Origin of the sequence: Azotobacter chroococcum (assembly GCF_002220155.1) — a bacterium.
GTDB classification, from domain to species: domain Bacteria; phylum Pseudomonadota; class Gammaproteobacteria; order Pseudomonadales; family Pseudomonadaceae; genus Azotobacter; species Azotobacter chroococcum.
This window is the reverse complement of sequence record NZ_CP011835.1, coordinates 4,212,367-4,231,529: the sequence shown is the minus strand read 5'-3', so window position 1 is coordinate 4,231,529 and position 19,163 is coordinate 4,212,367. Positions and strand designations below refer to the sequence as shown.

At 66.4% G+C, this 19,163-nt stretch carries 19 protein-coding genes; 6 read left to right on the top strand and 13 right to left on the bottom strand.

The features are described 5' to 3' along the window. The first annotated feature begins 138 nt into the window (after window positions 1–138). A complete protein-coding gene (gene phaP, locus ACG10_RS19830) occupies window positions 139–678 on the top strand; it encodes a TIGR01841 family phasin (RefSeq protein ID WP_089169522.1) in 540 nt (179 codons plus the stop codon). Window positions 679–774: 96 nt separating this feature from the next. Here the strand turns inward: phaP and ACG10_RS19825 are convergent, their stop codons facing one another. The 7 genes from ACG10_RS19825 to ACG10_RS19795 form a co-directional block, all read right to left on the bottom strand. Next, window positions 775–1,263: a nucleoside 2-deoxyribosyltransferase gene (locus ACG10_RS19825; protein ID WP_039806663.1), complete on the bottom strand. Its 489-nt coding sequence runs from the start codon at window positions 1,261–1,263 to the stop codon at window positions 775–777. Window positions 1,264–1,365: 102 nt separating this feature from the next. Next, complete coding sequence (locus tag ACG10_RS19820) at window positions 1,366–1,632, bottom strand: DUF2790 domain-containing protein (RefSeq protein ID WP_089169521.1); 267 nt, start codon at window positions 1,630–1,632, stop codon at window positions 1,366–1,368. A 256-nt stretch (window positions 1,633–1,888) separates the two neighbouring features. Continuing rightward, window positions 1,889–2,155, bottom strand: coding sequence for a DUF2790 domain-containing protein (locus tag ACG10_RS19815; RefSeq protein WP_039806659.1), 267 nt, complete (start codon window positions 2,153–2,155; stop codon window positions 1,889–1,891). A gap of 606 nt (window positions 2,156–2,761) precedes the next feature. Further along, window positions 2,762–3,655 carry an efflux RND transporter periplasmic adaptor subunit gene (locus ACG10_RS19810; protein WP_089169520.1) on the bottom strand — a complete coding sequence of 298 codons (894 nt, stop codon included), beginning with the start codon at window positions 3,653–3,655 and terminating at the stop codon, window positions 2,762–2,764. A gap of 25 nt (window positions 3,656–3,680) precedes the next feature. After that, the gene (locus ACG10_RS19805) at window positions 3,681–3,881 is read right to left on the bottom strand and encodes a DUF1656 domain-containing protein (RefSeq protein ID WP_039806654.1); all 201 of its coding nucleotides are present in this window, start codon (window positions 3,879–3,881) and stop codon (window positions 3,681–3,683) included. Continuing rightward, window positions 3,871–6,048 carry an FUSC family protein gene (locus ACG10_RS19800; protein WP_089169519.1) on the bottom strand — a complete coding sequence of 726 codons (2,178 nt, stop codon included), beginning with the start codon at window positions 6,046–6,048 and terminating at the stop codon, window positions 3,871–3,873. The genes ACG10_RS19805 and ACG10_RS19800 overlap by 11 nt, the downstream gene beginning before the upstream one ends. Window positions 6,049–6,057: 9 nt before the next feature. Next, on the bottom strand, window positions 6,058–7,572 hold the full coding sequence (locus ACG10_RS19795) for an efflux transporter outer membrane subunit (protein WP_039806649.1): 1,515 nt from the start codon (window positions 7,570–7,572) through the stop codon (window positions 6,058–6,060). A 187-nt stretch (window positions 7,573–7,759) separates the two neighbouring features. On the opposite strand from ACG10_RS19795, the gene ACG10_RS19790 reads away from it, so the two are divergent. After that, the gene (locus ACG10_RS19790; RefSeq protein ID WP_039806645.1) at window positions 7,760–8,740 is read left to right on the top strand and encodes a LysR family transcriptional regulator; all 981 of its coding nucleotides are present in this window, start codon (window positions 7,760–7,762) and stop codon (window positions 8,738–8,740) included. Here the strand turns inward: ACG10_RS19790 and ACG10_RS19785 are convergent. Together ACG10_RS19785 and ACG10_RS19780 are read right to left on the bottom strand one after the other, a co-directional pair. Next, window positions 8,707–9,711: a substrate-binding domain-containing protein gene (locus ACG10_RS19785; RefSeq protein ID WP_232487148.1), complete on the bottom strand. Its 1,005-nt coding sequence runs from the start codon at window positions 9,709–9,711 to the stop codon at window positions 8,707–8,709. The genes ACG10_RS19790 and ACG10_RS19785 overlap by 34 nt on opposite strands. A gap of 561 nt (window positions 9,712–10,272) precedes the next feature. Further along, window positions 10,273–11,145, bottom strand: a complete 873-nt coding sequence (locus ACG10_RS19780) for a WYL domain-containing protein (protein WP_039806641.1) — start codon at window positions 11,143–11,145, stop codon at window positions 10,273–10,275. Between the two features lie 118 nt (window positions 11,146–11,263). Between ACG10_RS19780 and ACG10_RS19775 the strand changes: the two genes are divergently transcribed. The 4 genes from ACG10_RS19775 (at window position 11,264) to ACG10_RS19755 (ending at window position 15,500) form a co-directional block, all read left to right on the top strand. After that, complete coding sequence (locus ACG10_RS19775; protein ID WP_131256392.1) at window positions 11,264–11,530, top strand: hypothetical protein; 267 nt, start codon at window positions 11,264–11,266, stop codon at window positions 11,528–11,530. Between the two features lie 232 nt (window positions 11,531–11,762). Beyond that, complete coding sequence (locus ACG10_RS19770) at window positions 11,763–12,620, top strand: restriction endonuclease (protein ID WP_089169516.1); 858 nt, start codon at window positions 11,763–11,765, stop codon at window positions 12,618–12,620. Between the two features lie 1,153 nt (window positions 12,621–13,773). Further along, a complete protein-coding gene (locus ACG10_RS19760; RefSeq protein ID WP_198318976.1) occupies window positions 13,774–14,673 on the top strand; it encodes an HNH endonuclease in 900 nt (299 codons plus the stop codon). Between the two features lie 71 nt (window positions 14,674–14,744). Next, the gene (locus tag ACG10_RS19755; protein ID WP_089169513.1) at window positions 14,745–15,500 is read left to right on the top strand and encodes a metallophosphoesterase; all 756 of its coding nucleotides are present in this window, start codon (window positions 14,745–14,747) and stop codon (window positions 15,498–15,500) included. A gap of 79 nt (window positions 15,501–15,579) precedes the next feature. Here the strand turns inward: ACG10_RS19755 and ACG10_RS19750 are convergent, their stop codons facing one another. From ACG10_RS19750 to ACG10_RS19735, 4 genes are all read right to left on the bottom strand, one after another. Continuing rightward, window positions 15,580–16,074 carry a GNAT family N-acetyltransferase gene (locus tag ACG10_RS19750; RefSeq protein ID WP_089169512.1) on the bottom strand — a complete coding sequence of 165 codons (495 nt, stop codon included), beginning with the start codon at window positions 16,072–16,074 and terminating at the stop codon, window positions 15,580–15,582. Continuing rightward, window positions 16,071–16,361, bottom strand: coding sequence for a type II toxin-antitoxin system TacA family antitoxin (locus ACG10_RS19745; RefSeq protein WP_089169511.1), 291 nt, complete (start codon window positions 16,359–16,361; stop codon window positions 16,071–16,073). The genes ACG10_RS19750 and ACG10_RS19745 overlap by 4 nt, the downstream gene beginning before the upstream one ends. A 131-nt stretch (window positions 16,362–16,492) precedes the next feature. Then, window positions 16,493–17,266, bottom strand: coding sequence for a haloacid dehalogenase type II (locus tag ACG10_RS19740; protein WP_089169510.1), 774 nt, complete (start codon window positions 17,264–17,266; stop codon window positions 16,493–16,495). 94 nt (window positions 17,267–17,360) lie between these two features. Further along, window positions 17,361–18,980, bottom strand: coding sequence for a malate:quinone oxidoreductase (locus tag ACG10_RS19735; protein WP_089169509.1), 1,620 nt, complete (start codon window positions 18,978–18,980; stop codon window positions 17,361–17,363). Window positions 18,981–19,163: the final 183 nt, after the last annotated feature.

Genomic DNA, 19,163 nt, shown 5'->3' with positions numbered 1-19,163 from the left:
GGGGCTCGAGGGATCAAACCTTTTTTGCGATGCAAAAACTCATGCAGCAAGGCATAAGGAAAGCAATAATGCGGCAGACGGCCCGCCGCGATCCGGCGCGCCTGGCCGACCCGGTCGTTGCCTTTGGGAGATTCAGACATGTCCATCTTTGATTCGAAAGCGTTCCAGAACGGCCAGCTGTCCGGACTGGAAGCCGCGCAGCGCCTTGGCGAGGAGACGATCGACAGCAGCGAGCGGCTCGTCCACCTGCAGTTCCAGGCGCTGCGCCTGGCCAGCGACGGCTTCTTCGCCGGCTGGCGCCGGCTGCTCTCGGTGCGCGAGCCGGAGGCGGCCGCCGAGCTGTCGCCGGCGGCCCAGGCGGAGCGGCTGCTGGAGTACGGGCGGCAGGTCCAGGAGCTGGCCGCGGCGGGCCAGAAGGTCCTTTTCGATCTGGCCCGGCAGCAGATGGATAGCGGAACCCGGCAATTGCGCGGCATGGTCGCGGAAGTGGCGAAGAACGCCCCGGCGGATGCCGATCCGCTGGTGAGCGTCCTGGAGACCACGGCGAAGGGCGTCGACTGCCTGTACGGGCGTAGCCTGAAGGCTGCCGGACAGGGCGTGGCGCTGGCCGACAACGTGATCCGCCTGAGTCGCGAGGCCGGCCGCGCCGCGGCCGGCGCCGTCCGGCCGAAGGGCTGAGCCGGCGTCGGGGAGCGGCTTCGACAGGCGACAGCGCGGCCGAGGCCGCGCTCCCCCGGCGGATTTCGCCTTTCGGCGGCGGCCGGCGCCCCCGCCTCAGACGCCGAGGTGCCGGGCCAGGTCGGCGATCGCCGTTTCCACCGTCGCGCTGTACCCCGCCCAGCTGCAGGCGAGCATCAGGTTGCGCGGCAGGCCGAAGTCCTCCACCAGCCAGCCTTGGGCATCGCGGCCGTCCGCCCCGTGGGGAACCTGGGCGCGCAGGTCGCCGGCAGGCGCGAAGCAGGCCCACACCGGCTTGCCGAGGGCGACGGCGATGCCTGCCTCGAACACCGTGCCGGAGTCCGGTTCCGCGCCGCGGAAGGGTTCGAGATTGGCCAGTACGGCATCGGCGCTGTGCAGCAGGGCGAGGTTCGCCGCGAGAATCCATTGCGCCGTCGCGGCCGGCGAAAGTCCCGCAGGCAGGGCGTTGTCCAGGGGATAGAGACCTTCCAGGCCGTGCCGGGCGCACAGCCGCTTGAGATGCTCACCGCGTTCGACGGCGTCGGGACGGAACACGTCCGGACCGGCCAGATAGATCTTCGGCATGGCGTTTCCCTCGCTGCGTTTCCGGGCGGGGCCGGCAGGGCGCCGGTCCGTCCCCGTGCCGAGGTTCGCGCGCAGGCGGGGGGAAGAGCAAGCCGGGTGGCTTCAGAAACCGCCGCAGCCGCGGCCCATGACGCTGTATTCGATGGTGTGCCGCTCGCCGCGGCTGTCTTCGTAGACCATCCGGATCGGCACCACCGCGCAGATGTCGGGAATTTCGTCGGTGCGGATGACCCGGGCGATATCCAGATCCATCGAGTAGTCGTAGCGCTCGGCGTTCGCCGCGCTCGTGTCGTTCATGGCCAGCATCCGCCCTTCGGCGGCAGCCATGCATGAAAAACCGGCCAGCGCCAGCAGGGTCAGGGCTTTCATCGGAGTTACCTGTCAGGGGAGGGCCGCATCAGGTCGCGTCGACCGGTCTTGTGGACCGGCCGGCGCGGATGCTCAACATGCGCAGAGAAGCGGCCGTTGGGCAGAAGGCCTTCCAGTGTCGTCGTCACTCCCGGAAGGCCCGTTCACTTTAAAGAGTGCGGGGAGCGGGTCATATGGCCGATTGCGACAAGGACCCTTGAGCGGATCGGCAACAATCATGCCCGTCCCTCTCGGCGTTCTCCGCCAGCGCGGCCGGTCAGCCGTTCGAGCAGCCCTTGCCCATGACCAGATATTCGAGGACGTGGCGCTTGCCCTGGTGGTCCTCGTAGGTCATCTGCACCGGCACCACCTGGCAGACGTCGGGAATGTCGGGGCTTTCGATGACCCGGGCGATATCCAGATCCATGGCGTATTCGTAGCGTTCCACTTCCAACGATTCCTGGGTATGCGCGGGAGTGGACTGTTCCTCGGCCACCACCATGCACGAAACCCCAGCCAAAGCCAGCAAGGCCAACGCTTTCATCGAGACTCACCTGTAGAGCGAAACTTTATCGAGAACTTGCCCGGCTTCGCATGAGCCGGAACAAGTACTTGTCCAACGTGTGGATACTGCTGTTGGGCAACGGGTTGCTTCCGGTTTTTCAACTTCTTTCCGGAAGGTGAGTTCATTTTAATGTTTGTGAAAATCACGTTACATAGGCAATAACCACAAGGACTGTTGAGTAGATGAGCAATAATGGCCGGGGACGTTGGCCGCTTCTGGGGTGGTAAAAAAGCCATGTGCGGCAATAGCTTAGCGGCAGAAGTTCAGGTTTCGATGCTCGGAGCGGCTGGCTCGCCGTCTTTGGACGGATATTTGGCGAGGGGGCGTGAGGCAGGCTGCGCAACAGTGCTACAGTAACTTTTTATATGTCCATGGCGCACGCAGGCGCGGCGGAACATATCCGTCGGAAGTTTTGGGAAATAGCGAGAGGCGCGCAGCAAAAGTTGCCCGGCAAATAGAAAGATTTGCCGGGCGAACAATTTTTTTCTTTCCGGCGATTATCGCCGGACAGTTTCAAGCGGCGTCCCTGCCCGCTGCGCGCGTGCGCGTCCGGAAACGCGACGCCGCCGGGTTGCCGGAGCCGGATTACCAGCGATCCGGCAGCGGGCGCGGCCGGTCGGCGGGGGGCGTGACGATCACCGTGCAGGTCAGGCCGGCGGCCAGGGTCACGCCTTCCGGCACCTCGTCGATCCGGATGCGCACCGGGATGCGGCGCGCCAGGCGCACCCAGTTGAAGGTCGGGTTGACGTCGGCGACCAGGTCGCGGCTTTCCGGGTTGTCGCGGTCGTAGATGCCGCGGGCGATGCTGTCGACCCGGCCGCTCAGGCGCTCGCCGCTCATCAGGCGCAGCTCGGCCTGGTCGCCGACGCGGATCAGCGGCAGGCGGGTTTCCTCGAAGTAGCCGTAGACGTAGAAGGAGTGGCTGTCGACCAGGGCCAGGGCTGCTTCGCCGCGGTTGGCGAAGTCGCCCTCGAAGACGTTGAGGTTGGTGACGTAGCCGTCCACCGGCGCGCGCACCTCGGTACGGCTCAGGTTGAGCCTGGCCACCTCGAGCTGCGCCAGCGCCTCCTGGTAGTCGGCCTGGGCGGCATGGGCCAGGTGGCTGGCGTTGATGCGGCTCTCCTTCGACACCACCAGTGCGTCCAGGTCGGTCCGCCGCTGGGCGTTCTCCTGGTTCATCTGCAACTGGGCCTTGCGTGCGGCGACCAGGGCCTCGGCCTGCTTCAGCGCCAGGCGGTAGTGCTCGTCGTCGATGCGCAGCAGCAGGTCGCCCTTCCTGACCTGCTGGTTGTCCTTCACCGCCACCTCGACCACCAGGCCGGCGACGTCGGGGGCGATGTTGATCACGTCGGCGCGCACCCGGCCGTCGCGGGTCCAGGGCGAATCCATGTAATGCACCCACAGCGTACGCACGATGTAGGCGGCGGCGGCGAACACCAGCAGGGTGAAGACGACACTGATGACTCTTTTCCAGGACATATCCGGGCCTATGTGGGGTGACGATTCAGCGATAGATGTACAGGGCGACGAGCCCGTACAGGCAGGTGAACAGGCTCATGCGCAGCAGCGTGGGGTGCCAGGCGTGGCGGTACAGGCCGAACCAGGCGGCCAGCCGGTCGAGGGCCCAGCCGCCGGCCAGGGTGGCCAGGAACAGCAGGGTCAGGCTCGGCAGGTAGACGCCGAACAGGGCGATTTCACGGGGCATGGACGACTCTCCCGGCGGTGCTGGCGGAACCCGCGGCCAGCGGCGAATTGGGATCGAGCAGCGAGCTGCGGATGAAGTGCAGGTAGCTGAGCACCCGGCGCAGCGGCGAGCTGTCGAATTGCGGCGGACGCGGCTCGGGGGTGTCGCGCACCGCCTGGATGGCCTGCTCGACCGCGGCCAGGGCGCGCTGGCGGTTGGCCTCGTCGGGCTGGATGAACAGGCGCACCAGGGCGCGGCCCATGGCCCGCACGCCCTGCTGCCAGGGCGTGTCCGCGGCGTAGCAGGGCTCGTCGGGCAGGGCGGCCTGCTCCTGGCGCAGCTCGATCACCGCATGGCCGATCTCCAGCACCGCGAACATCCAGCGCAGCAGCTGGCGCTGCACGTCCGGACGGCGCGCGGCCAGGCCGTAGGCCTGGTTGAGCAGGTCGCGGGTGCCGCTCTCGAAGCCGTCGACCAGGCCCTTGAGCTTGCCGCTGACGGCGAACACCACGCGCATCCGCAGGTCCTGCTCCAGACGCCGCCACAGCCAGGGGCGGTCGGGCGGCAGGATCAGCATGGACACCACCACCAGGCCCATGGAGGACAGCACCGCTAGGTACTCGTTGAAGAAGCGGTAGGGCAGGTAGTGGGTCTGGTTGGCCGGCAGGGCGAGCATGCAGAACCAGATCAGCAGGCCGACGCCGTAGCCGAGGGTCTGCGGCCGGGCGAGCAGGAAGGCGCCGAAGGCGATCACCGGCACCAGCGAGGCATAGAGCAGGGCGAAGCCGTCCAGCCAGGGGAAGACCCAGAACTGCAGGACGAAGCCGGCCACCGCGCTGCCGCTCGCGCCGAACAGCAGCTGGCGGCTCAGGCGGGCGGGGTTGCTCGAGGTCGAGCTGAGCGCCGAGACCAGACCGGCGGTGAGCACGAAGGTGCTGCCGCTGGGCCAGGAGCTGGCCAGCCAGAAAGCGCTGAGCACCAGGATCAGCAGGGCGCAGCGGATGCCCGCCACCGCTGCGGCCAGGCCGTTGGCGCGCGGAGTGAAGTTGCCCTTCCATTTTTCCCGGCTGTGGTGCTGGTCGGCCAGCGAGGCCTGGGTCTGGGCATAGCCGTGCAGATCGTCGGTGAAGCGGAACAGCAGCTCGGCGGCGGTGTTGAAGTCGGTCAGCTGCGCCTCGTCGGCCTGCTGCTCGACGAGCTGCTGGCGGCCGTCGCGGATGCGCTGCATCAGCGCCTGCTTGCTGGTCGCCAGGCCCAGGGCGAGGTTCGCCGCGTCCTGGTCGCTGTACAGGCGCCCGGCGAGCGGCGCGAGCTCCGAGCCGACCTGCGCCAGGCACGGCTGCAGGGCTTCGAGCACGCGGACGCCGGTTTCGCCCTGCAGGCGCTGGAGCAGCTGGTAGAGGGCATGGAAGCGCGTCGAGAGGACCATGAACTCGTTGTTCAGGCGCGCCAGGCGGCCGCTGCGCAGGCGGATGTTGGGGTCCTCGAAGGCGCTGGCGTTGCGCAGGTTCTCCAGGGCCACGGCCTGGGCGGCCAGGCGTGCGCTGATCTCCTCCATGCGCTGCGGTTCCAGCTCGCCGGCCAGCCCCGCGCAGGCGACCCCGGCGAAGTCGCGAAAGCGCGTGGCGAGGGTGCTGCGCAGGGTGGCGCCGCTGGTCTGCGGGAGGATCAGGCCCATCACCAGGCCGGTGCAGAGAATCCCCACGGTGATCTCCAGCACCCGCCAGAGGGCCTGCATGAAGGCGCCGTCCGGGTCGAAGGTGGCCGGCAGGCCGATCATCACCGCGGTGTAGCCGGCGAGCACGCAGGCGTAGCCGCGAAAGTCCCGGTAGCGCGCCGCGCCGGCGGTGCACAGGCCGACCCAGATCGCCAGGCAGAGCAGGAACAGCACGCGCTCCTGGTTGAACAGGGCGATCAGGGTAACCATCACCACGAGGCCCAGCAGGGTGCCGATGATGCGGTAGAAACTCTTGGCCAGCACCTCGCCGCTCTGCCGCTGCATGACGATGAACACCGTGGCCAGCACGGTGCTCGGCTGCGGCAGCTCCAGGCGATAGGCCAGCCAGAGGGCGACGAAGGCGGTCAACAGGGCCTTGAACACGAACACCCAGGTCAGGCCCTCGCTCAGCGCCCAGTCGCCCAGGGCGCGGCGGAAGGCGCCGACCGGTGCGTCAGCCACGGTTTTCATGGGGGGTCCTCAGTGACGGCCGGGGAGGTGCAGCGAAATCTCGTGAGCGTCCAGTTGCTCGGTGGCGGGGCCGCGGTCTTCCGTGAGTACGCCACCGCCGAGCGCGACCCAGAGGCCGGCCTGGGCGGTCAGGTGTTCGGCGTGCACCTGCTGTTCGAGGAACTGCTGGTCGAACAGGGCGCTCTGCGCCTCGAGCACCCTGCGGTAGTCGGTCAGGCCGCGCCGGTAGGCCTCCTCGGCCAGCTTGTAGCGGCGCTCGGCGGTCTCCAGGCCGTGGCCGACGAAGATCTCCTGCTCGTGCAGCGAGTGCAGGCGGATCAACTGGTCGGACACGCCCCTGAGCGCCTCCACCAGGGTCCGGTTGTACTGCTCGACGGCGATGTCGTAGGCGGCGGTGGCCGCGCCGAGCTTGCCGCGCCGGCGGCCGCCGTCGAACACCGGCAGGCTCAGGGTCGGGCCGATGCCGTAGGTCAGCTTGCTGCCGTTGGTCAGGAAGTTCAGCACGTCGCCGGTCGTCGAGCCCGAGCCGAGGAAGGCGACCAGGTTGACGTTGGGATAGAAGTCCGCCTTGGCCACCTCGATGCCGCGCGCCTCGGCGGCCACCTGCCAGCGCCGCGCGACCACGTCCGGGCGGCGGCCGAGCAGCTCCAGCGGCAGGTTCGAGGGCAGCGCCGGCTCGCCGTGCAGCGACAGCTTCGGCCGTTCGAGCCGCGCGCCCTCGCCGGGGCCCTTGCCGGCCAGGGCGGCCAGCTGGTTGCGGGTCAGGGCGATGGCCTCGTGGATCAGGTCGATCCGGCGGTGGGCTTCCGGCAGCGGCGCCTCGGCCTCGCTGATCTCCAGCTGGGTGCCGATGCCGATCGCCAGGCGCTCGCGGGCCAGCTCCAGGAGTTGTTCGCGCTGCCTGAGCTCGGCCTCGGCGATGTCCAGCCGGGCGTGGTGCAGGGCCAGCTGGATGTAGGCGCTCACCACGTTGCTCTGCAGTTCCAGCGCCGCGGCGCGCTCCTCGGTGGCCGCCACTTCGGCCAGGCTCAGGGCGTGCTCGGTGTCGCTGCGCAGGCGGCCCCAGAGGTCGAGGTCGTAGTTCATGCCCAGCGACGAGGTGTTGTTCCAGCCGGTGGTGTCGCCGAGCAGGCCGGGGCCGTAGAAGTATTGGTCGGCCGGCCAGTGCTTGCGCTGCACCGAGGCGTCGAATTTCACCTGCGGCGCATGCTCGGACTCGGCGACCCCGGCCATCGCCATCGCCTGGCGCACGCGCGCGGCGGCCGTGGCCAGGTCGGGGCTGTCGGCCAGGGCCAGCTCGACCCAGGCGTTCAGCTGCGGGTCGCCATAGGCCTGCCACCACCGGTCGCGCGGCCATTCCGCCTTCCTGGCGGCCTTGCGAATCGGCTTGTCGGTGAGCAGCTTGTCGTCGTTCAGGCGCAGCGCCTGGGGAAGGATGCCTTGGCTGTTGATGCAGCCGGAGAGTGTCGAGAGCACAGCGAGCAGACTGGACAGGCAGAGGCCCGACCACAGATTGCGAGGCACTGTAGTGATCCTGATGTGCGGGAGGAGGCGGAAGATCTTGCGTTAGGTCAATTTTAGGTGGATGAACGCGGGAGAATAAGGCGACAGTTTGATGATGAATTCTGTACTAAAAAGCCATAATCCTTGGCAGACTTCCTGCCAGTAGCAGCCTGCGGCGTGCCGCCCCTCCCCAGCGGAACAGCGATCCATGGACATCCTCTCCCACATGCGCATCTTCGCCTGCGTGGCGGAGACCGGCAGCTTCACCGCCGCCGCGACCCGTCTCGACCTGACCACCTCCTACGTCTCGCGGGCGGTCGCCTCCCTGGAGACCCACCTGCGCACCCGCCTGCTGCACCGCACCACCCGGCGCATCGCCCTCACCGAGGCGGGCCAGCGCTACCTGCAGCGCTGCGAGCAGATCCTCGGCTACATCGAGGAGGCCGAGGCCGAGGCCAGCCAGGCCCATGCGTGCCCCGCCGGCAACCTGAAGGTCCATGCGGTGACCGGCATCGGCCACCACTATCTGATCAAGGCCGTCGCCGAATACAGCGAGCAGTATCCGGAGGTCAGCTTCGACCTGACCCTGGCCAACCGCACCACCGACATCCTCGAGGAAGGCTACGACGTCTCGGTGGTGACCGCGCCGGAGCTGCCGGACTCCGGCTTCATCTCCAAGCAGCTCGGCAGGATCTACAGCGTGCTCTGCGCCTCGCCGGCCTACCTCGCCCGCCACGGCCTGCCGCAGACGCCCGCCGAACTGACCGGGCACCGCTGCCTGCGCCTGGTCTATCCGGTGATGAGCCTCGACAGGTGGCTGCTCGAGGGGCCCGATGGCGAGGAACTGGTGACCATCAGCCAGACCCACTTCCAGGTCAACACCGTCGACGCCATGACCGTGGCGCTCAAGGCCGGCATGGGGATCGGCGCCCTGCCGGTCTACTCGGCGCTGGAGAGCCTGCAGAACGGCAGCCTGGTGCGCGTGCTGCCGGAGTACACCCTCTATCCGCTCGGGGTCTATGCGCTGTACCCGTCGCGGCAGTATCTGGATGCCAAGATCCGCACCTGGGTGGAGTTCCTGCGCGACTACATTCCGCGCCACCTGGAGGCCGACCTGCGCAGCCTGGGCGAGTGCAGCCGGCCCGAGCGGGTGTCTCAGGGCTCTGCCGGCGCAGTGTCGGGCAGGTAGACCTGGCTGTCGACGAGGACCTGCCCGGCGACGGGCTGGCCTTGCGCCAGACGCTTGAGCATGTGGTAGCTCTGCCGGCCGATCTCGCGGCTCTTCGCCCCCACATAGGCCTGCACCAGGCCGTCGTCAAGCAGCGCGAGCTGGCGTGCGTCGGGCTCGTCGGCGGTCATGACGATGGCCGGGCGCCTGCCCCTGGCGTCGAGTTCGGCGAGCAGCGGGCCGAGTTGCCGGCGGAAGGCTTCGGCGTCGTAGATCGGCCAGCTGCCGACGGCGACGATCGCATCGAGCTCCGTGGCCTGCAGCAGGGTGGCGAGCTGGCGCAGGGCGTTCTCCTGATTGTCGGCGGTGTACAGCGGACAGCGTTTCACCTCGCGCCAGCCATTCTCGCCGGCCAGCCGTTCGGCGCCGTCCGCGCCCTGGACGCCGCGCAGCTGCTGGCGGATGCCGGCCAGGCGCTCGCGCAGGTTGGGGTCCTGCTGGCTGCTGTTGAGGATGCACAGCCTGCCGCCCTGCGGTCTGAAGCGCTGGACGAGCAGGCCGAGCTGCCGGCCGAAGGCCAGGTTGTCGATGCCGACGTAGCCGCGGCGCAGATGCCGCTCGGCCGGCGCCAGGTCCGAATCGAAGGTGATCAGTGGCGTCCGGCCCAGGTGCTTGAGCGCGTGCTCGGCCAGCCAGCGGGAATGGGTCACCGACAGGGCGATGCCGTCCAGGCCGCGGCTGAGGGCCTGCTCCAGGGCCTCGTTCTGCCGGCGGAAATGCGCCGGGCCAGTGGCACCCAGCAACAGACAGGTATCGCCCTCGGCCGCGGCGGCTTCGGCGCAGCCCTGGCCGACCTCGAGGAAGAAATGCTGATCGGTCCGCTTGGCGAGCAGCGCGAACTGCAGGGCCTCGGCGCTGGCGAGGGGAGCGAGCAGCAATGCGCTGAGCAGACCTGCAAGGCAAGGCAGCGGGTGAAAATACGGCCTGTTCACACCGAATCCTTAGCAGGCGGCAGCATCCTGGCGGACCGACCGTGCTTTTATCGTTTCTTTAGTGTGCCCGCCTTGGACGGACCCCATCCTGCCGCATCCGGCGATACTAAGACGAAGGTAGTGTAGCGATGGCGGTTTCTGATGTGTTAGCTGATCGGTCGCCGGTGGGGTTGGCCGCGCGCTCCGCGCAGCCGTCGGTCGGGAGATTTTCTCGCGGACAAAACAAAGGAGGCGGGGGTAACCCCGCCTCCTTGTCTGTTTCGCGCTTCCCTGTATCACCATCCTGGTGAATCGCCGTCCTGCGATGTCCCTGACCGCCATCCTTGCCAGCCTGAGTCGCTCCATCGACCTGAAAGTGATATTAGCGCCGCGGCCGGACGGGACAAGCGACCGAAAATTACCGCCCGGCCATTCTTATGTTGCACTGCAAAAAAACAGTTCCATTCTTTCAATGATTTGGCATTTGGCCGGTATTGCTGTAGCGGGGGTTTCATCCATTTCCGCTGACCGTATGTATAGCCGATGGCTTACAGAAAATGGCAGAAAGTGGAAGGAAAATCCCTACTTGTACAGCCAGCGTGCGAGTTCCTCCAGGTTGGCCACCACGATCTGCTGGGCGGCGGCCTTCGGCTCGATCTTGGTGGTATCGATCTGGAAGCGCTGCAACACATACTGCACCAGGGCGCCGCGGCTGGCGACTGCCAAGTGTCCGTCGCGCATGCCGTAGTCGGTCTCGATGATCGCCCGCTGCTCCGCACTGAGGCGCGGGTCCGGCTCGATGCGGATGGTCACCCCGGCATTCCAGCCCTCGTCGCCGGCGCGGCCGTGGCTTGAGGCGTCCAGCAGCCCCGGCACGCCGCGCAGGCGGCTCAGCACGAAGTCCCGGTAGGCGCGGTTCTTCTCGCAGTAGGCGCGCACGTGCCAGCGCATCCCGGTGTAGACCAGCGTGTGGGGCGCGATCAGGCGCACCTCCGGCAGCGGATTGGCCAGGGACACGTACTCGGTTTCTAGGCGCAGCCCCTCGCGGCAGGCCTTGAGCAGCGGGCGCAGCACCTCGGCGCGCACCGTGCGGTCGGGCACCCGCAGCACCTCGGTGTGCGCATAGGCCAGGGCCAGGCCCTCGATGTGCGGCGCGCGCTCGTGGCTCTGGTTCAGCAGGTGCAGATAGGCATCGGCGCTGTCGTCGATGAACAGCGGCTTGAACTTCGCCGCGGGCACATAGCCCTTGAGGTGCCGGTCATATGTAAGGTTTTTGGGCGCATGTTCGGTGATGTAGGTATTGATGTCCTTGGACGCCTGCTGCCGGCTGATGCCGAAGCTCTGCATCAGGTGCTGCGTGGTCAGCCGCCCTTCCCACCAGGCGACCGTCTCGATCAGCCGATAGCGCAATGCCAGGTCCCAGCGCACCTGGGCAATCGATTGTTCCCGTTTCATGACCTCTCCATCCGTACGAAAACTTTACCTGTACAAGTCTACATTCTAGATATGTCTTTTAAGGCTACATATCCTGCCGCAGTCATTCGGGACGTACTGCCGGAGCAGGGGAGAGGGAATGGAAGTCATGTGGCAGCTGTGGGGAACGGGCGGCGTGCTGCTGGCCAGCCTGTCGGTGCCGGGCCTGCTGCTGCAGGGCCAGCAGATCCGCGGCCTGAAGGAAAGGCTCGCCGAGGCCCGGGCCTCCCTGGAGCGCCTGCGCATCAGGGAGCTGGAACTGGAGCAGACGTGCCGTGAGCTGCGCTCGGAACTGCGCGCGGAACGGGCGCGCAGCGAGCGGCTGGAAATGCAGCTGAGGCTGCTGCGGCAATGGACGGTGAAATAGGTTGAAACGCTGTGGATGGCCTGGCTGGCCAGGGGTTTTGTGGTCAATGGCCGTGATATTGCAGTAATCTTGCAGCCCGATCTCCCGCGGACCGTGATTCAGTCCAGCGCTTGCCTCGCCTGCCAGGGAACCGGCGGCAGGATGGACGACCGCAGCGTCGCCCACCGCACCGCATGTTCTCCTGGCAAGGCTCCTGAACAGCGGCGCACCACCGCCCGACAGGAGCCCCTCGTTGCCCCGAAGAAAATTCTCGCCCGTCGCCGGCCTGATCCGGCTCTGCGCCCTGCTGCCCTGGTGGCTGAGCCTGCCCGCCGGCCTCGGCGCGTGGTGGTTTCTGCATCCCCTGGCCGCGCAGGGGGCGCTGCCCACGCTGGACAGCCTGGCCCTGCCCGACAGCCTGGCGGAGCTGGAAAAACTCGTGCAGGACCTGCGCCGCGATCCGCAGCAGGCCCTGGAACCGCTCGTGCCGCTCGCCGCCTGGGCCGGCCAGTACCTGCTGCCCGGCCTGCTGGGCCTCGGCGCGCTGCTGTCGATCGGCCGGCAAATGAAGCGCGGCTGGCTGTTTCGCAAGGCGCTGAACAACCCGGCAGCCGTTTCCGACGGGATTGACTGGCAGCAGTTCGAGCGCCTGGTCGGCGAGGTGTTTCGCCGCCAGGGCTATGCTGTCGAGGAAACCGGCAACGCCGGTCCGGACGGCGGCGTCGACCTCATCGTGCGCAAGGGCCGCAAGCGGTTTCTGGTGCAGTGCAAGCAGTGGCGCGCCCTCAAGGTCGGCGTCAAGGTGGTGCGCGAACTCTACGGGGTGGTCGCGGCGCAGGGCGCGGCCGGCGGCTTCGTGGTGACCTCCGGGAGCTTCACCGAAGACGCCCGGCAGTTCGCCGCCAGCTGCAAGCTGACCCTGATCGATGGCGAAACCCTCGACTACTGGATCGCCGGAGCGGCCGGCCGCTCGGCCCCGGAAGCCTCGGTGCGCCATTGCCCGCTCTGCCGCTCGCCCATGGTGCGGCGCACGGTCAAGCGCGGCAACAAGGCCGGCACCCAATTCTGGAGCTGCTCGAACTACCCGGAGTGCCGCGGCACGCGGGTATGACGGGCGGCTGAGGCCCTTCACGTACAAGGATGCACAGCGTTGAGCGATACGCACGGTTACTACGAGCGCAATGCCCGGCGGTTCTTCGAGGAAACTAGCGTCATCGAGCCGATGAATGCTGTGTTCGATGTGGTGTGGCGATGAGCGATTGCACTTGGTGGCGATCGTTAGTGTGTATCCGTCCCGAGTGCGCCATTGATTGCTGGCCTGTGGCTATTATGCTGCGGTAATCTTGAAGGCTGATATTTTTATTGTTCGCGGGTCTGGACTCGGGGCGCATGCCTCACATATCCGCCAAGGAATAGGCAAGTAGGGTGTCATGGTCAAAAGAAACGACTGGGGAACTGACTGGGACGACGCGCCAGACTATATTCGTAGTCGTAGAGCAAAGAGTCGTGCATATGGGTCGAGCAACTTTCGTGTGTATGCGATCACTGCACTCATAGGCGGAGTTGTGATTATCTACGGCCTGATCTCGGAGTTCAGGCTGACAAATAATTCCCTGAGTACAGGTGCTCAAACAGCCGCCGAGCCAATGGCAAATCCTCCACCGGCGATGTTGGATAGACCGGTACCCATCCAAATTCCGCAAGAACTGGAACCCATCAAGCCCAGTAGAACTAGTCTCGAGCCAGACACGTTGGATCAGTGCATGGGGTCCGATAAGCTCATCGACGAAAATGTCGTGCGTTGTCGTTATGGCGAACTTCCACGCTCAGCTCCGCAGGCGGCAAAGCCACAAGGAATGGTCTCCGACGAATACCTCGCGCAGTATCGTAGTGAGCGCCAAGATACGGCTCGACAAGCGCGGCGTAATACTAGCCACAGGGAAACCGAAAGTCGGACCATTCATGCCAATGGTCATAGCACTGTCGCTATTTGGGGGGTCGTGGACAATCGTATCGATTATGGCAGTGTTTGTGGAAATCATCCTCGCGGCTCCATTGAATACCGCGAATGCCGTAAGGCTGCGAAAGCATGGTTCAAGTTGGAGTGTCGGCGCTGGGAGATTGGGGAGGAGAGTGGTCGGCAACTTTCTCGTGAGCGAATGATTGATCGCTATTGCAGTGCGGCGAATGGGTTTAGTCCAATGGGATAGACCGATTGAGGATGGGGTTTGCTTCCATCGACTCCTTGGAGTATCGCTGCATAAATGTTTTTGCAAAAGCATTGTTGCCGGTATTTCCGGCGCGGAGTTCGGCCGTATCTCGTAACTGGTAGAGAGCGAAAAACGATGAACTCGAACCGCTGGACCATCGGCCAACTCAAGCTGGCTTTTCACCTGTATTGCCGTTTGTCTTTCGGTCAGTTGCATCAAGGAAATCCCGAGGTCGTCGAACTGGCTGGCCTGATCGGCCGCACGCCTTCGGCGGTGGCGATGAAGCTGTGCAATTTCGCCAGCCTCGACCCGGCCATCGTCGCCAGCGGGCGCAAGGGCTTGGCGGGGGCCTCCCGGCTGGATCGACAGGTTTGGGAGCTTTTTCAGGCCGACTGGGAGGGCTTGGCCGTGGAGTGCGCGCAGTTGCGCCAAGCCTTGCGCGCCGAGCATGGGCTTCCGCCCGAGGAAGCGGACGAGGCGGTCGACATTCCCGAAGACTTCACCGGCGCGACTCGGCAGGTGCTCATCGAGCAGCGGATCAAGCAGCAGTTCTTCCGCCGCGCCGTGCTCGGCAGCTATGCCGGCCGCTGCTGCATGTCTGGACTAGCCGAGCCCAGCCTGCTCATTGCCAGCCATATCGTCCCCTGGTGCCAGGCCCCAGCGAACCGCCTCAACCCCGCCAATGGACTGTGTCTTTCGGCCCTGCACGACCGGGCCTTCGATCAGGGGCTGCTGAGCCTGGACGACGATTACCGCATCCTGCTCGCCGAGCCGTTGCGTCGAAATGCCGATCCCTTCGTGCGCCAGGTGTTGCAGCCGTTGGCCGGTCGCCCGATCAGGCTGCCGGAGCGCTTCAGGCCGGAGGCCCGCTTCGTCGCCTGGCATCGGCAGCATGTGTTCGTCGATAGCGGTGTCGGCGACTCTGCCGCTGTGAGCAGAGGCGACTTCGTGTAAGTAGCCGCGGCCATCCACCTCCCCGCAACACTGCCCGGCTATAGTCCTCTGAGACGTCAAGGAGCAGTCCCATGCGCATCCATATCCTCTCCGACCTGCACAACGAACTGTCCCCCTTCACCCCGGCGCCGGTGGCGGCGGATGTGGTGGTGCTGGCCGGCGATATCGACGTCGGGGCGCGGGGGGTAGCGTGGGCGCGGCGGGTGTTCGATTGCCCGGTGCTCTATGTGCCGGGCAATCACGAGTATTACGGCGGCGGTCTGCAGGAGATTCTGCGGCAGCTGCGCGAGGCGGCCGACGAGCAGGTGCGTGTGCTGGATTTCGACGAGGTGGTGCTGGGCGGGGTGCGCTTTCTCGGCGTCACCGCCTGGACGGATTACCGGGCGACCGGCGAGGAGGCGGCGGCGCGGCAGGTGGCGCAGCGGCGGATTTCGGACTTCCGGCAGATCCGCTGGGGCGCGGAGGCGCGCGAACCCATGCCCGAGGATTTCGCCGCCCTGGCTACGGCTTCCCACGACTGGCTGCGCGACTCGCTGGCGCAGCCAGTCGCCGGGCCGACGGTGGTGATCAGCCACCATGCGCCGTCGCTGCGCTCGATCGCCGGCCATCCCTACGCCGGCACGCCCCTCGATGCGGCCTTCGTCAACGCCTGGGACGAGCTGATGGGCGAGGGCCTCGATCTGTGGATTCACGGCCACACCCATTACGCGGTCGACTATCAGGTCGCCGGCACCCGAGTGATCTCCAATCCGCGCGGCTACGCGGGCGAGCAGGTCGCCTTCGATCCGTGCTGCGTGGTGACGCTGGAGGAGAGCGGGGTGGCCTGACGAAGGGGAGACATTCCCGAGGGGGCGGATCAAGCCTTTCCGATTGGGTGGGCAGCCTTGGTTGTCGAGGCGCCTGTGGTCAGAGCCAGCGCCGGGCGTCCTTGAGCAGGAGCAGGCGTTGCTGCTCTCGCAGCGGTGAGGCGATGAACCCGAAGCGCCCATAGAATTGCGCAGCCTGCTCGTCGATAGGGTGGGTCAGCAGGGCCCGGATGCCGGCCTGTTCGGCGATGACCAGGGTTCGCCGGATGGCATCCTGCAGCATGCCGATCCCGATGCCTTGCCCCTGGTAGGAGCGATCGACCGCCCGCCGCGCCAGGATCACCACCGGAATGGGGTATTGCCCCATCCCTTTGCGAATGCGCTCAGGTACTTCCAAGGTGTCGACCTGTCCCACCGTCAGGCTGAAGTAGCCGGCGATACGATCTCCGTTGGCGACGACGAAGGTCTTGGCCGAGCCGCTGCCTTGCGCCTGCCGGGCGTGGCGCAGCAACCAGTCGTTGAGCGCCGGCTTGCCGCAGTCGAATGCCTCAAGCTGGTGCGCCGGCCCCAGCGATTCGGGCGCGCGCAGGGTCATGGCGCATCCCAGGGCGCCTTGCGCGCGAACAGATCGCGCACGCCATCGTTGTCCTGGGCCGGGCGCTCCAGCAAATCCATCAGGGTCTGGTACTGGTTGCCCGATACCATGAACAGCCGCTGGTCGAGCAGGGTCTGCTCCGCGGCCTGGCAGGCGCTGTCCAGGATGAAGTCGGTCAGGGACTTGCGGGCCACCTCCGCGGCACGACGAAGCACCGCCTCCTGTTCGGGAGTGGCGCGCAGGCCGAGCCGGGCGGAGCGGGTGGCGCTGCTGTTCGTGGCAGCCATGGTTGCACCTCGGGGCGTTTGTCCAATGACTGTCATGTTAGTACGAATGACAAACGGCATCCAGGCCGGCCGATCGATGGTCCCGGGCTTCGGCGAAAAACGCGGCTGCAGAGGGTGGCGCCGGCCGGGACTCATCGGCTGCTGCCGAGCACCTCGGCCAGCTCGCGGATGTCCTTGACCGTGCGGTCTGGCTCGGCGGCCAGCGGATAGAGGGTCTGGCCGCGGCGGGCGACGAAGATCGCCGGCATGCCGGCGGCCTTGGCACCGGCGACGTCCCAGCCGTGGGCTGCGACCAGCAGCGTTTCTTCCAGCTTGACGCCCATCCGTTCGGCGGCCCAGCGGTAGGTGCGCAGGTGCGGCTTGTAGAGCTTGATCTCCTCGATGCTCAGGTTGTCGGCGAACAGGTCCGCCAGCCCGGCGTTCTCGAGTTGCGTCTGCACCCCGCGGCGGGTGGAGTTGGTCAGGGTGACCAGGGTGTAGCCCTGGTTCTTCAGCGCCTGCAGGCCTTCGCGCACCTCGGGGTGGGCCGGCAGCCTGAGCAGGGGCGTGACGATCGCGCTGCGGGCCTGCTGCTCGGTCAGCGCGATGTCGTTGTTCCTGGCCACCATCATCAGCGCGGCGGTGCCGACCGTGCCGAAGTCGTGGTATTGCTCGGTGGCGCTTTCGACCAGCGAGTGGTGCAGCATGGTCGAGAACCACAGCGGCAGCAGCTCCTGCCGGCCGCCCAGGGCCGCGCCGACCGACTGGCGCATGGACTCCAGGTCGAGCAGGGTTTCGTTGACGTCGAAGAAGATGACCCTGGGTTTCGGGCTGGTCTGCCCTGGAGCGGATTCGGCCAGGGCCGGCTGCAGGCCGGCCATGAGGAAGGTCAGCAGCAACGTCAGGAGAACATGAAGGGGACGCATCGGGAGTTCCTTGTCGATGGGGACGGTGTCTGTTTCGGGAGGCTGAAAAAAAACATCCCCCCTCAGGGCGAGGGGGAGTTCGGGGCGGGACGGCTTACAGGGCCGCCTGGGTGGGCTGCGGAGCGGCGGCTTCGGCCTGGGCCTCGGCGGCTTCCGGCTCGACCGGCATGAAGTTCAGCTGCAGGCGCTCGCTGGTCATGGCGCGGACGCTGTTGGTCAGCTCGAGGTTGTTGTCGAGCTTCTGGCCGTAGGAGGGAATGATCTCCTTCAGCCTGGCCTGCCACTCGGCGGTCTTGATCTTGTCCTTGAAGGTCTTCTCCAGCACGGTGAGCATGATCGGCGCGGCGGTGGAGGCGCCCGGCGAGGCGCCCAGCAGCGCGGCGATGCTGCCGTCCGCGGCGGCCACGACCTCGGTGCCGAACTGCAGGACGCCGCCTTTCTCCGGGTCCTTCTTGATGACCTGCACGCGCTGGCCGGCGTTGAGCAGTTTCCAGTCCTCGGACTTGGCTTCCGGGAAGTACTCGCGCAGTTCCTCGATGCGCTCTTCCTGGCTGAGCATCAGCTGGCCGATCAGGTAGGTGCTGAGCGGCAGGTTGTCGAGGCCGGCGTGCATGATCGGCATAAAGTTGTCCGAACTCAGCGAGCGCGGCATGTCCAGCAGCGAGCCGTTCTTCAGGAACTTGGTGGAGAAGGTGGCGAAGGGGCCGAAGAGAAGCGCCCGCTTGCCGTCGATCACGCGGGTATCGAGGTGCGGCACGGACATCGGCGGGGCGCCGACGGAGGCCTTGCCGTAGACCTTGGCCAGGTGACGCTCGACGACTTCCGGGTTGCTGGTGTAGAGGAACTGGCCGCCCACCGGGAAGCCGGCGTAGCCGTCGGCCTCGGCAATGCCGGTCTTCTGCAGCAGCGGCAGCGCGCCGCCGCCGGCGCCGATGAACACGAACCTGGCCTTGATGGTCTTTTCCTCGCCGCCCCTGGCCAGGTCGGCGACCGTCACGCTCCAGGTGCCGTCGTCGTTGCGCTCGAAGTCGCGCACCTCGTGCTTGAGGTTCAGCGTGACGTCGTCGTGTTTGGTCAATGCGCCCATCAGCTGGCGGGTGATCTCGCCGAAGTTGACGTCGGTGCCGATCGGCATGCGGGTCGCGGCGACCTTCTGGTCGGCCGGGCGGCCTTCCATCACCAGCGGCGCCCATTGCTTGATCGTCGCGTGGTCTTCGGTGTACTGCATGCCGCGGTACAGCGTGCTGTGCTGCATCGCCTCGTGGCGCTTCTTCAGGAAGGAGACGTTCTCGTCGCCCCAGACGAAGCTGATGTGCGGCACGTCGTTGATGAAGGATTTCGGATTGTTCAGCGCGCCCTTCTCGACCTGGTGGGCCCAGAACTGCCGAGAGATCTCGAAGGATTCGGTGACCGCCAGCGCCTTGCTGATGTCGACGTGGCCGTCGGGCTTCTCGGGGGTGTAGTTCAGCTCGCAGAACGCCGCGTGGCCGGTGCCGGCGTTGTTCCAGGGGTTGGAGCTTTCCTCGGCGACCTGGTCGAGGCGTTCGTAGATGTCGATCGTCCAGTCGGGCTCCAGCTCCTTGAGGTAGGTGCCGAGGCTGGCGCTCATGATGCCGCCGCCGATCAGCAGGACGTCCACGGTCTTTTCCGCGTCGTCCTGTTTGGCACAGCCGACGATGCTGGCGCACAGGAAAGTCAGTAACAGTTTTTTCATAAGACGGACCCGTTGAAGTTGTTAGTAGGTTTCGCAAGGCTTTGGCAGACACTGGTTGGCGCGCTGCCGATGGCCGGTCGGGATCGCCGACATGGCCTGCCGCTACTGTCGATGAAGCTGTCGCATCCGGATCAACTGTTGTTCTTGTTCGGCACGTCCAGGACGGCCGCGCGGGCGCGCAAG